Annotated in this window: 12 protein-coding genes; 4 read left to right on the top strand and 8 right to left on the bottom strand. The window is 70.2% G+C overall.

The genetic code is table 11. The features are described from left to right. From pstS to VFL28_02025, 5 genes are all read right to left on the bottom strand, one after another. A complete protein-coding gene (gene pstS / locus VFL28_02045; GenBank protein ID HET7263422.1) occupies positions 1-1,089 on the bottom strand; it encodes a phosphate ABC transporter substrate-binding protein PstS in 1,089 nt (362 codons plus the stop codon). 282 nt (positions 1,090-1,371) lie between these two features. Continuing rightward, entirely contained in the window at positions 1,372-2,778 is a 1,407-nt protein-coding gene (locus VFL28_02040) for an ATP-binding protein (protein HET7263421.1), read from the bottom strand. A gap of 1 nt (position 2,779) precedes the next feature. Then, positions 2,780-3,448 carry a response regulator transcription factor gene (locus VFL28_02035; protein ID HET7263420.1) on the bottom strand — a complete coding sequence of 223 codons (669 nt, stop codon included), beginning with the start codon at positions 3,446-3,448 and terminating at the stop codon, positions 2,780-2,782. A 227-nt stretch (positions 3,449-3,675) separates the two neighbouring features. After that, the gene (locus VFL28_02030) at positions 3,676-4,293 is read right to left on the bottom strand and encodes a DUF47 family protein (protein HET7263419.1); all 618 of its coding nucleotides are present in this window, start codon (positions 4,291-4,293) and stop codon (positions 3,676-3,678) included. 11 nt (positions 4,294-4,304) lie between these two features. Further along, positions 4,305-6,023, bottom strand: coding sequence for a glycerol-3-phosphate dehydrogenase/oxidase (locus VFL28_02025; protein ID HET7263418.1), 1,719 nt, complete (start codon positions 6,021-6,023; stop codon positions 4,305-4,307). 103 nt (positions 6,024-6,126) lie between these two features. Between VFL28_02025 and VFL28_02020 the strand changes: the two genes are divergently transcribed. The 4 genes from VFL28_02020 to VFL28_02005 all read left to right on the top strand — a co-directional run bounded on the left by VFL28_02020 (position 6,127) and on the right by VFL28_02005 (position 9,874). Then, positions 6,127-7,494, top strand: a complete 1,368-nt coding sequence (locus VFL28_02020; GenBank protein ID HET7263417.1) for an aspartate aminotransferase family protein — start codon at positions 6,127-6,129, stop codon at positions 7,492-7,494. Positions 7,495-7,508: 14 nt separating this feature from the next. Then, on the top strand, positions 7,509-8,093 hold the full coding sequence (locus VFL28_02015) for a peroxiredoxin (GenBank protein HET7263416.1): 585 nt from the start codon (positions 7,509-7,511) through the stop codon (positions 8,091-8,093). Between the two features lie 81 nt (positions 8,094-8,174). Continuing rightward, positions 8,175-8,909, top strand: a complete 735-nt coding sequence (locus VFL28_02010) for a metalloregulator ArsR/SmtB family transcription factor (protein ID HET7263415.1) — start codon at positions 8,175-8,177, stop codon at positions 8,907-8,909. Then, positions 8,906-9,874, top strand: coding sequence for a DMT family transporter (locus tag VFL28_02005; protein ID HET7263414.1), 969 nt, complete (start codon positions 8,906-8,908; stop codon positions 9,872-9,874). Before VFL28_02010 ends, VFL28_02005 begins: the two co-directional genes overlap by 4 nt. An 11-nt stretch (positions 9,875-9,885) precedes the next feature. Here VFL28_02005 and VFL28_02000 read toward each other — a convergent pair whose 3' ends face one another. Genes VFL28_02000 through VFL28_01990 form a run of 3 tightly spaced genes read right to left on the bottom strand, consistent with a single transcriptional unit; the run spans position 9,886 to position 12,411 of the window. Further along, positions 9,886-10,653, bottom strand: a complete 768-nt coding sequence (locus tag VFL28_02000) for an ABC transporter ATP-binding protein (GenBank protein ID HET7263413.1) — start codon at positions 10,651-10,653, stop codon at positions 9,886-9,888. A gap of 1 nt (position 10,654) precedes the next feature. Further along, on the bottom strand, positions 10,655-11,419 hold the full coding sequence (locus VFL28_01995) for an ABC transporter ATP-binding protein (GenBank protein HET7263412.1): 765 nt from the start codon (positions 11,417-11,419) through the stop codon (positions 10,655-10,657). Continuing rightward, positions 11,416-12,411 carry a branched-chain amino acid ABC transporter permease gene (locus tag VFL28_01990; protein HET7263411.1) on the bottom strand — a complete coding sequence of 332 codons (996 nt, stop codon included), beginning with the start codon at positions 12,409-12,411 and terminating at the stop codon, positions 11,416-11,418. The genes VFL28_01995 and VFL28_01990 overlap by 4 nt, the downstream gene beginning before the upstream one ends. Between the last annotated feature and the right edge of the window lie 3 nt (positions 12,412-12,414).

The following is a 12,414-nucleotide window of genomic DNA, read 5'->3' as shown; positions in this document are numbered from 1 at the left end:
TTACTGCGTGACGAGCAGCGCCCTGCCCTGGGACGTGACCTGCCTGATGATCCCTTCGTCGATCTTAACCACCGCGGGCGGCGCCTGCGCGTACAGCAGCGGCGCGGCGTCCTTTTCACCGTCGTGGACCGCCCACCACAAGAAGTCGACGAACGCCTTGCCCTTCACCGCGTCGGTCTGCTCCTGCGGGATCAGCAGGTAAGTAAACCCGGCGATCGGATAGTTCGTCGCTCCCGGTGCGTACGAGATGGACACGCGGACGTCGTGGGTGCGCACCATCTGCGCGGCCCCGCCCGCGGCAGCCAGCACAGTCGCGCCGAGCGAGGGAGCAACCCAGTGGCCGTCACGGTTCTTGACGAGGGCATAGGTGAGGTTGTTCTGCTTAACGTACGCCAGCTCGACGTAGCCGATGGCGCCCGGGGTCTGCTTGATCGTGCCCGCGACCCCCTCGTTTCCCTTGCCGCCGATCCCCACGGGCCACTCGACCGAGGTGCTGTGGCCGATCTTGTTCGACCACTCGGGGCTGACCAGTGAGAGGAACGACGTGAAGTGGAACGTCGTGCCGCTGCCGTCCGACCGGTGCACGACGGTGATAGGCATGTCCGGCAGCTTCGTGCCGGGGTTGTCGGCCGTGAGCTTCGGGTCGTTCCACTTGGCAATCTGCCCCATGTAGAGCGCCGCGATGTTCTGCGGCGTGAGGCGCAGGCCGGTCCCGACGTTCGGGACGTTGTAGCTCATCGCGATCGCGCCCGCGACGGTCGGCATCAGGAGAACCGGGCGGCCCATGACCTTCAGTTGCTCGTCGGAGAGCGGCGCGTCGGATGCGCCGAAGTCCACCGTGCGGTTCTTGACCTGCTCGATCCCGCCGCCGCTGCCGATCGACTGATAATTGATCCGCACGTCCGGATGCGCGCGGTTGTACTCCGAGAACCACCGCGAGTAGATCGGGTACGGGAACGTGGCGCCCGCGCCGTTCAGCGTGATGATGCCGGCGCCGCGCGCCGGCCGCAGCGCCGAGCTCGTCCCCACGACGAGGGCGCAAATCACCGCGGCTGCCAGCACGGACCGTACGATTGGAGCTGTTCTCATCGAATCCCCCTTGTGTGGTCGTGTTGTTCAGAGTGGAGCATAACGTGGGTTTATTAATCCTGCGGCCCGATACCCATTAACGGATCGTTAAGAACGCGTTAACGATGAGCCAGCGGGACTCCCCGGCGCGCCGCCCGAGTTCTTGTCCATAGATCGCGATGATGTGGTTGATCCGGTCGAGCGGCACCGCGGCGCGCGCCGAGGCGAGTATGATCGTTGGGGAAGCGGACTGCGAAAGAGACCCGAAAGTCTGGGGCCGGGCGGTGCCGCCGGCGCGCTCCGTCAGTCCGGCGCCCGCGGCAGCAGCAGGGAGAACCGTGTGCCCTCCCCTTCGACGCTGTTCACCTCCACGTCGCCCCCGTGCGACGTAGCGATGTGCTTCACGATGCTGAGACCGAGCCCGGTGCCGCCGAGCGTGCGCGACCGGGACCGGTCGACGCGGTAGAATCGCTCGAAGATGCGGGGCAGGTGCTCCGGCGCGATGCCGATGCCGGTGTCCGCCACCGAGACCGCCACCATCCCATCCCGAGGCTCGCCCTCGACCGTGACGGTGCCGCCGTCCGGCGTGTACTTGATCGCGTTCTCGACGAGGTTGGCGACCGCCTGGGTGATGCGGGCCCTGTCGGCCCACGCACGGAGCTGCCCGAGCTCCCCGCCCGCGCCGTTGCCGCGGAGCACAATCCGGCGCCGGTCGGCCATCGGGCGCAATTTCGTCACGACGTCCTCGATCACCTCACCGAGCGCGACCGCTTCCATCTCGAGTTTGGCGCTCCCGCTTTCGATCGCCGACAGGTCGAGCAGGTCGTTGACGAGCAGCGTCAGGCGGTCGATCTCTTCGATGACGCGCTCGAGGAAGCGCGGCCCCACCTCGGGATCCTTGGCGGCGCCTCCGGCCAGCGCCTCCGCGAGCGCCCGAACCGAGGTGAGCGGCGTCCGCAGCTCGTGGGAGACGTTCGCGACGAACTCGCGGCGTACGAGGTCGGTGTGGCGCCGCTCGGTGACGTCCTGGGCCACGACGACGACGCCGAGGAATTCGCCGCGCGGCCCCGAGACCGGATTGGCCCGGATCATGAGCAGACGGCGTGCAGGATGGTGCAGTTCGATCTCGCGGCTATACGGGGCCCGTTCGCGCTCGGCCCGGCGGACGAGCGCGTCGAGTTCGAAATGCCGCAAGACCTCGATGAGACGGTGGCCGATGACGAACGGCGCAACGACGCCGAAAAAGCGCTCCGCCGCAGGGTTCACAAGCGTCAGCAGGCCCTGCGCGTCGAGGACGAGCAGGCCGTCGCTCATGTGGGCGAGCACCGATTCAAGCGTGAACTTTCGGAATTCCAGCGCGGCGATCGTATGGGTCGCCTCGAGCACCAGGGCGTTGTAGGCGGCGATCGCCTCGCGGATCTCCTCGAAGGACGCTCCGGCGGACGGTTCGCGCGCCGGCCGCAGCCGGCCCTCGACCCCCGACCACGCGGCGGCGGCAAGATCACGCAGCGGCCGGCCCAAGCCGTTGGCGGCGCGACCGGCGATGAGCACCGCGGAGGCGGCCGCGACGAGCAGCGTCGCCGCGAGCGGCAGCAGGAGATCGGGAAACCGGCCGGGCCGGCCGGCCGCGGCGAGCAGGGCCGCGGCGGCGCCGAGGATGACCAACGCGTACAGGGCCAGCGCCGCCATCACCGCGCGGTGGAGGCGCATGCTATGCCCCGAGTTTGTAGCCTACTCCCCGGACGGTCTCGATGGTCGTCTCCGCGCCGGCCTCCTGCAGCTTCTGCCGGAGCCACCGCACGTGGACGTCCACCGTCCGATCGTCGCCGGTGAAGTCGTACCCCCACACGTGCTGCAGCAGTGCTGCGCGGGTCAGCACGCGGCCCGGGTTGGCGAGGAAGGCCCGCAGTAGATCGAACTGGCGCGGCGGCAGGGCCATCGGCCGTCCGCGCACGGTCGCCTCGTGGCGCGCGACATCCATCGCGATCTCGCCCACGGAGAGCAGCTCTTCGCGATCGCGCACCCCGCGCGCCGTCGTCTGCGCACGGCGAAGCGCCGCGCGGACGCGCGCGAGCGCTTCGCGAAGGCTGAAGGGCTTCGTGATGTAATCGTCGGCGCCGAGATCGAGGCCGACCACGCGGTCGGGCTCGTCGCCGCGGGCGGTGAGCATGAGGATCGGCACCGCGGATTCCTGACGGAGGACGCGGCAGACCTCGAAGCCGCTCATGCCCGGCAGCATGATATCGAGGAGCACGAGGTCGGGCGACGCCCGGCGCGCGAGATCCAACGCCTCGCCGCCCTCGCCGGCCTCGAGCACGTCGTAGCCTTCCTTTTCCAGCGCGTAGCGCAGCGATTCGACGATCGCGCGCTCGTCATCCACGACGAGAATTCGCGGCTTCTGACCCCGGCGTGCGCCGGCGGCGTCGTGCGTCAACATGATTCGCAACGAGCATAGCACGGAACCCATCCAACGTCACGCAATCGCTGCGCGCCGCTGACTCCGACGCGGTCGGCCTGTACCTCGAGGCGCGAGCCCAGATGCACCTGTACAGCGCGCGACAATCGACCTGGGAGAGTTGATGCAGGCGGCGCCGGCGACCGAGTGCGCTACGCCTGCTTCGTCCTGATCGTCTCGAGGACGTTCGCGACGTCCTCGGCCTGATCCGTCGCCTCCTCGAGCGTCTCGTAGATCTCCTTCCACTTCATGATGTCGATGGCGCTCGCGGTGCTCGCGAACAGCGCCGCGACCGCGTCGCGCTGCACGTGGTCCGCCAAGTTCTCCAACCGGTTGATCTCACGGACGGGCCCGGCGATCTTGTCGAGCGACCGAAGGTGGCCGACCGCTTCCACGATCGCTTCGGCCGCGTTGACGATGATGTGGGTCATCTCTTGTCCTTCGCGGGTCGGCCGCGCGATCCGGTAGACGACCATCCGCGCCGACGCGGCCTCGATCCAATCGACCACGTTGTCGAGCTGCCGGGCGAGCTCGTAAATGTCCTCGCGGTCGAAGGGGGTCACGAACGTCCGGTTCAGCCGCGCGATGATCTCGTGGGTAATCTCGTCGCCCTGGTCCTCGAGCGCCTTGATGGCCGCCGACCGGGCTTCGACGTCCCGGTAATCGTCGAAGAGATCGCGCAACAGCATCGCCGAATGCAGGATGTTTTCCGCGGCTCGGTTGAAGAGCACGAAGAAACCTTCTTCGCGGGAAAATAGCCGGAGCACCATGTCGTAGCCTTCTACGGCGGCGCCGGGGTCTCCTGACGCGGTCCGCGAACGGTCCCGCCGTCCGGCGCGGCGGGCGGCGCGAGCGCAGCGGCCGCGCGGCGGTAGACGTCGACCTGCCGGGCTGCCTCCTCCGGAGACCAGCCCAGCGCGGCGGCCATCAACGACGCGACAACCGGGGCTGCGGCGCCGCCCTGATCGGGCAGGAGATGCCCGAGCCGCGTCCTTCGCAGCAGCACGTCTTCGACCGTGACGGCCATCTCCTCGCGCACCGCCAGCTCGACCTCGGCGGCGACGTGCGGATGGCCGGCCGCGATCGGCGCCGCGAGCGCCGGCGTCTCCTCGATCAGGTCGAGCGCGCGCGCCGCTCGCGTGCCGTACGCGCGCACGAGATGCCGCAGCGTGCTGCCGCGCACGCCGTCGCGGCGGGCGCGGGCGCGCAGCGGCGGGATCGCGCGCATCAGATCCGCGGCGCCGTCGAGCGGCAGATTGCACGTGGGGGACGGCGCGCCGGCCGGCAGACCGAGGACGCGGTTCATCGTCTCTTCGGCCATGCGCCGGTATGTCGTCAGCTTGCCGCCGGTAATCGTGACGAACCCCGGCGGGCCGGCGAAGATCGCGTGGCGGCGCGACAACCGCGCTGTGGAGGCGGCGTCCCCCGCGGTCAGCAGCGGCCGGAACCCGGCGTAGGCGCTGAGCACGTCCGTCTCGGCCGGACGCGTTGTGAGAAACCGGCCGGCGTGGTCGAGCAGGTACGACACGTCGGACGCGGCGGCCGCGGGACGCGGTTCGGGCGGGCCGGGCCATTCGGTGTCGGTCGTTCCGATGAGCGCGGCGCCCTGCCAGGGCACCACGAACGCGACGCGCCCGTCGTCCGTTTCCGGCAGGACGAGCGCGGCGCGGCCGAGCCGGAGCCGGTCCGCGCGCACCACCAAGTGTACGCCCTTGGCCCGCCGCAGGTGAAACCGCGGCGGGCCCGCGAGGGCCGCCACCTCGTCCGCCCACACGCCGGCCGCGTTGACCGTCGTACGCGCGGAAACCGAGAAGGTCCGGCCGCTCTGAACGTCCACGATCCTCGCGCCCGCGATCCGCCCGTCGCGACAAATCAGCTCGACGGCGCGCGCGTAGTTGAGCGCTGCGGTGCCGCGCGCCTGCGCGGCGCGCAGCACCGCGATGACGAGCCGCGCGTCGTCGGTGCCGGCGTCGTAGTAGAGGTACGCGCGGCGAAGACCGTCGAGGCGCATCGCCGGGAACAGACTCCGCGCCGCGGCGGCCGGCAGCGTGCGGTGGCGACGAACGGCGCGGCCGCCGGCCAGCACATCGTATGCCCACAGCCCTACCGACACCCCTAGCGGCGCCGCCCGGCGCAGCGGCCCGGGCAGGGCGACGCCGAGCGGCCGGCGCGCGCCGGCGTAGAGCGGCAGCACGAACGGCAGCGGCCGAACGAGATGCGGCGCGTTGCGGAGCAGGTGCGCCCGCTCGGCGAGGTCTTCCCGGACCTGATGGATGTCGCCGAGCGGCAGGTAGCGCAGGCCCCCGTGCACGAGCTTCGTCGAGCGGCTGCTGGTGCCGGAGGCAAAGTCCCCCTGGTCGACGAGCGCCGCGGACAGGCCGCGGGCCGCGGCGTCAAGGGCCACGCCCGCGCCCGTGATTCCCCCGCCGATCACGAGGACGTCGAAGGACGTCGACTCGAGACGCGCGCGGCAGTCCCGCCGGGAAGCCGAATCAGGCACGGCCTGCACTTGGCGCCGCGCCGGGTCGGGTCCTGTTCGGCATGAGCGGCGTGCGACCGCGCAGAAGTACGCGGCGCGGAGCCGGATACCGGGGGTGCGAACGATGAGCGATCTTGCCCGTCTGGGGTCCGAGGGCGACCTCAATCTCTCGCCCCGGCGCGGCCGCTGGCAGGCGGAGCATCTCGACGCCGGGACCCGCGCGCTCCTCGACGAAGACGCGAAGTACTTCCTGCACCAGTCCCTCTCCACGCCCTGCCTCGACGCGCTGCGCGCCTGCGGAGGCGCCGTGATCGAAGATCTGCGGGGTCGGCGGTTCCTCGATTTCCACGGCAACTACGTCCACCAGGTCGGATTCGCCAACCCCGCCGTTGCCGCCGCGATCAAGACGCAGCTCGACGAGCTGTCGTTCTGCACACGCCGCTACACCAACCGGACCGCGGTCGCCCTGGCGCGCCGGCTCGCTCAGCTCGCGCCCGGCGACCTCAACAAAGTGCTGTTCTGTCCGAGCGGCACGGGCGCCGTCGGGATGGCGCTCAAGCTGGCGCGCGCCGCGACGGGGCGCCACAAGACGATCTCGATGTGGGAGTCGTTCCACGGCGCATCGCTTGACGCGATCTCGATCGGCGGCGAGCGCATCTTCCGCGAAGGCGCCGGGCCGCTGCTCCCCGGCGCCGAACATGTGCCGCCCCCCGACCCCTACCGCTGCGTCTGGGACTGCCATACCCGCGGCGGGTGCGACCTCAAGTGCGCGTCGTACGTCGAGTACGTGCTCGAGCGAGAGGGCGACGTCGCCGCCGTCGTCGCGGAGACCGTCCGCGCGACGCCGGTCGTCCCGCACCCCGACTTCTGGCGGACGGTCAGGCGGGCCTGCGACCGCCATGGGACGCTCCTGATCCTGGACGAGATTCCGACGGCCCTCGGCCGAACCGGCACGATGTTCGTCTGCGAGCAGTTCGGCGTCGTCCCGGACATGCTCGTCATCGGCAAGGGGCTGGGCGGCGGGGTCCTGCCGCTGGCGGCGCTGATCGCCCGGGAAGGCCTCGACGTCGCCGCGGACCGAGCGCTCGGGCACTACACCCACGAGAAGAACCCGGTGCTCTGCGCCGCGGGCCTGGCGACGCTGGATTATATTGAAGAACACGGACTGCTCGCCCGGTCGCGCGAGCACGGGCAGTATCTGCTCCGGGGCCTCGAGGGCCTCCGGACGCGGCATCCGCTCGTGGGTGACGTCCGCGCGCTCGGGCTTCTCGCCGGCGTCGAGCTCGTCGCCGATCGCGGCTCCCGCGCCCCGGCGGCGGAGGCGGCCGACGCCGTCATGTACGCGGCGCTGTCGCGCGGGCTGAGCTTCAAGCTCACGATGGGCAGCATCATCACGCTGGCGCCGCCGCTCACGGTCACGAACGACGAGTTGGACCGGGCGCTCGCGATACTCGACGAGTGCCTGACGGACGTCGAAGGCCAACGACGCTAGACGGAGGGTATCGCATGTCGGTCCGTAATCCGCTGGATCTCCCGCCCGATCTGCCCGTCCCGGTGGACGACGGCGCCGCGGCGCATCTCTCCGGCATGCGCGTGCCGCCCGTCGCGCTGGCGTCGACCGCGGGCGGCACGGTCGACCTCTCGTCGCTGAAGGGGCGGACGGTGGTGTACTGTTATCCACGCACCGGGCGGCCGGATCAGGCGGTGCCCGACGGCTGGGATCAAATTCCGGGGGCGCGGGGCTGCACCCCGCAGTCGTGCGCGTTCCGGGATCACTACGCGGAGTTCGAGCGCCTGGGGACCCGCGTGTTCGGCCTCAGCACCCAGACCACCGGGTACCAGCAGGAGGCGGTGACGCGCCTCCACCTGCCGTTCGCGCTGCTGAGCGACAAGGACCTCGAGCTCACGCGCGCGCTCCGCCTGCCCACGTTCGAGTTCGTGTGGGCCTTCGGCAACCAGCCCGCGGAGCTGATCAAACGCCTGACGATGGTGATCCGGGACGGCCGCATCGAGCACGTCTTCTATCCGGTCTTCCCGTCGAACATGGACGCCGGGCGGACCGCGGCCTGGCTCACCCAACATCCCGCGTAGTCCCGGCGCGGCCGGTAGTTGACATCAACAAATCAGTCTCTTATGATACGTACAAATCAACGTATCACGAGAGGGTGATGTATGCCATTTCCGAACGCCGGCGGCTCCCGCCGGCCGGCCCCCGCGGGGCGAGACGCCTCCGTCATCGCCCAGGCGCTCGCCGATCCCATCCGGTTCAAGATCCTGGAGCGGCTCACCGACGGACCCGCGGCCGTCTCGGAGCTCGTGCTGCTCACGGGTGAGGCGCAGTCCAACGTCTCCAACCACCTCTCGGTGCTGCGCGGCCGGGGGCTCGTGGCGGTAACCCGCATCGGCCGCCAGCGGGTCTACGAAGTGGCGAACCCGACGGTGAGCCAGGTGGTCGAGTCGCTCGCCATGATCGCCGGATGCGAGCGGGTCAGGCTGAAGATGTCCCCCTCCTTGGCGAAGGCCCGGACCTGTTACGACCACCTCGCGGGCCGGCTCGGCGTCGCGATTTTCGACTCGCTCGTCGCGCGCCGCGCGATCGCCCATCCGGGCGCGCGGTACCGCGGACCGATCGAATTGGGCCCCGCGGGCCCGGCGGTGTTCGGCGAACTCGGCGTCGGCTTGGAGGAAGCCGGGCGAGAGCGGCGCCAGTTCGCGACCGCCTGCGGCGATTGGAGCGAGCGGCGTGCGCATCTCGGCGGTGCGCTCGGCGCGGCGCTGTGGGTGCGCACCCTCGAACGCGGGTGGGTCGTCCGCAGGCCGGGCACCCGCATCATCGTCGTCACGGACAAGGGACGGCGGGGCCTCGCCAAGGAGCTCGGCGTCCGCCCGGAGGTGCTCAGCGCGTGACCCTTGGGGAGGGATCGGTCGCGGCCGGCGCCGCCGCCGAGCGCGGGACCGGACCCCGGCCGGGCCGGATTGACCCTTCCGCGCCGCAGATCTGCGGCGACGCCCGCGGGCACCACCTGTTCGGCATCGTCTTGAACCTCGCCTCGGCGGTGGCGTACAGCACGTCCGGCTTCTGGACGCGGCTCCTCCCGCTCGACCCGTGGACGATCCTGTTCTGGCGCGGCCTGTATGCCGGCGTGTTCATCGGGGGCGTCATCGTCTGGCGCTACGGCCGGCGGACCCTCGGGATCGTGCGCGGCATCGGCGCGCCGGGCATCGCCGCGGCATGTCTGTCCACGTTCGCGACGATCATGTACATCAACGCGTTCCGGCGCACGTCGGTGGCGGACGTCATGATCATGAACGCGACGACGCCGTTCATCGCCGCGGTTGCGGGCTGGCTGTGGTTGAAGGAACGTGAGCGCACGAGCACACTCGCCGCGAGCGGCGTCGCCCTGCTCGGCACGATGGTCATGGTGGGCGGATCCGTACGTGAGGGACATCTCGCCGGCGATTTGCTCGCGTTTGGCATGGCGTTGTGCATGGCCGGCATGATGCTGCTCATACGCCGGCACCGCGAGACGCCGATGCTGCCCGCGGCGTGCCTCTCCGCGTTGCTCTGTCCGATCTTCGTATGGCCGTTCGCGCACCCCGGCGCGGCCGCCGGCACCGACATGCTGAACCTTGTGCTCTTCGGCGTAACCCAGTTCGGGCTCGGCCTGCTGCTCCTCACCCTCGGCGCACGGCTGATCTCGGCGACGGAGACCGCGCTGATCCAGGCGATCGAGGTGCCGCTCGGCCCCTTGTGGGTGTGGTTCGCGTTTCGCGAAGTCCCGCCGCTCCCGACGTGGCTCGGCGGGATCATCATCATGGCCGCCGTCCTCGGCCACGTCGCGGCGGGCCGGACCCGCGGGGTCCGAAGCTGAGTCGGAGCGCGTTACGTCTGTCCGCTCTCGTATAGCCAGCGCGCGATCAGCGCGTCCGTGTCGCCGCCGAACGATTCCCGCGAGCCCTCCGACAGCACCGCGCCGGTCCGCATCACGTAGACGTAGTCCGCGATCTCGAGCGCGCGCTTGATGTTCTGGTCGACCAGCAAGACCGCTTTGCCGGCCGCCGCGAGGTCCTTGACGAGACCGTAGATCTGGGCGGCGACGCGCGGTTCGATGCCCGCGGTCGGCTCGTCGATGAAGAACACCGTGGGGTCGTACATCAGGCTGCGGGCCATCTCCAGTTGGCGCTGCTGGCCGCCGCTGAGGGTGCCGGCAGCCTGCCGGCGCTTCTCCTTCAAAATCGGAAACTGCTCGACCGCCCGTTCTACGAGCCGGTCGACCCGAGCCCGCTCTCGCTTGTGCCGCCACGCACCGAGACGGAGGTTCCACTCGACGGTGAGGTGCGGAAAGATGCTGGGCCGCTGCGGCAGGTAGGTGATGCCGTAGTCGCCCATCCGGTGCGGCATCGCGCCGCGGATCGAACGGCCGTCGAGCGTGACGTCGCCCTCCGACGCCGGCAGGAAACCGAAGAGCACCTTGAGGAGCGTCGACTTCCCGGTGCCGTTTGGCCCCAGCACGCAGGCGATTCGGCCGCGCCACGCCGTGACGGAGACGCCGCGCAGGATGTTGATGCCCGGCAGGTAGCCGGCGACCAGGTCGCGCGCGACGAGACAGGCCTCGTTCGAGCCGGCGCTCGGCGCTTCGTTCGCCGCCACGCTACAACCCCGAGTACGCGGCCAGAACGTTCTGGTCCGCGCGCACGGCGTCCGGCAGGCCGTCGGCGATCTTGCGCCCCCGCGCCATCACGACGAGCCGCTTGGCGATTCGCAGAATCGACTCCATGTCGTGGTCGACGACGACGAACGTCCGGCCCGCGGCGTGCAGCTCCTGAATGCGCTTGATCAGCTCGTCCCGCAGACGCGGGTGAACGCCGGCGAACGGCTCGTCGAGGAACAGCACCGACGGCTCCAGCATGAGCGCCCGGCCGAGCTCGAGCAGCTTTTGCTGGCCCCCCGACAGGTTCTTGGCGTCCAGCCCTTCGAGATGAATCAGGTTGAGAAACGTCAGGTACCCGCGCGCCTTCTTCGCCGCGGCCTCGCGGCTCGAACGGGGCCGCGTGAGTCCGGGCACCAGCATGTTCTCGAGAACCGTCATGCGGCCGAAGAGCTGGGTCAGCTGGAACGTGCGGGCCACGCCGCGTCCCGCGAACTCGTGCGCCGGCCGCGCCGTCATCCGGTGCCCGCGCACCTGCACCCGGCCGCCGTTCGGGCTGAGGTGGCCGGTCAGGATGTTGATGAGCGTCGTCTTGCCGGAGCCGTTCGGCCCGATCAGACCGATCAGATCGCCCGCGGAGACCGTGACGTCGACCCCGTCGACGGCCGCGATGCCCCCGAAGTGCTTGGCCAACCCGACGCCTTCGATGAGCACGCCGTCGGCAGCCGCGTGGGAGGGGCCGAGGACGCCGTCCACCGCCGGGTTCATACCGCCGATCCGCCCTGACTCGCCTCGCCGCCGATGCCCTCAGGCACCGTGGCCGCGACGGCGGGCCGGCCCGCATCGCCGAGGCGCACAAACCAGAGCCACAGCGGCGTCAACAAACCGTTGCGCGCGAACCGCATCGTGAACAGCAGGACGATACCAAAGATCTCCAACCGCCAGATGCCGAATTCGCGCAGGTACTCCTGCAGGAATTCGACGCCGATCGCGCCGCCCACGGCCGTGGGAATGCGTTCCATGCCGCCGATCACCGTCATCACGACAAGCAGGGCCATCCGGTCGAGGTCCCCGATGTCGGGCGTCAGCACCGGCGTGTAGTGCGCAAAGAACGCACCGGCCAGGCCGGCGAAGCCGCTCGCGATCGCGAACACGAGAATCCGAAAGCGCGCCACGGCCACGCCGGACGCCGCGGCGGCCTGCTCGTCCTCGCGAATCGCCCGGAGGAACAACCCCCAACGCGAGTGCACCAGAATCCCCATGAGGGCGAGCGACCCGGCTAGCAGGCCGAACGACGTGTAGAAGTACGGCAGGCGGGACGCGGTGTGAAACAGCGGGACGGTGTGGAGCCCCGTCATTCCTCGGGTGACTTCGTCCTCCGTCGAGACGGTGATGCGGACGATCTCGGAGAAGGCCAGCGTGAAGATGGCGAGGTACGGGCCGGTGAGGCGGAGGCAGACCCAGCCGATCCCGGCGCCGACCAGGCAGCAGGCGACCGTGCCGGCGGCCATCCCGAGCGGGACCGGCATCCCGGTGAACTGGACCAGCAGCGCGGACGTGTAGCCGCCCACCGACGCGAAGGCCATGTGCCCGAGCGAGAAGAGCCCGGCGTACCCGGCGAGCAGCGACCAGCTCGACGACAGAATCGCGTAGAACATGGCGATGATGAGGACGTGCATCCAGTACGAGTTCAAGAGGTGCCCGTAGCCGAGGAGCAGCCCCGCGGCGACGACCAGGATGGCCGCGTACAGTCCCCGCACCGG

This window comes from bacterium (genome assembly GCA_035691305.1).
GTDB lineage: Bacteria > Sysuimicrobiota > Sysuimicrobiia > Sysuimicrobiales > Segetimicrobiaceae > DASSJF01.
The sequence above is the reverse complement of the archived record's forward strand: the minus strand, read 5'-3'. Positions and strand labels throughout refer to the sequence as shown.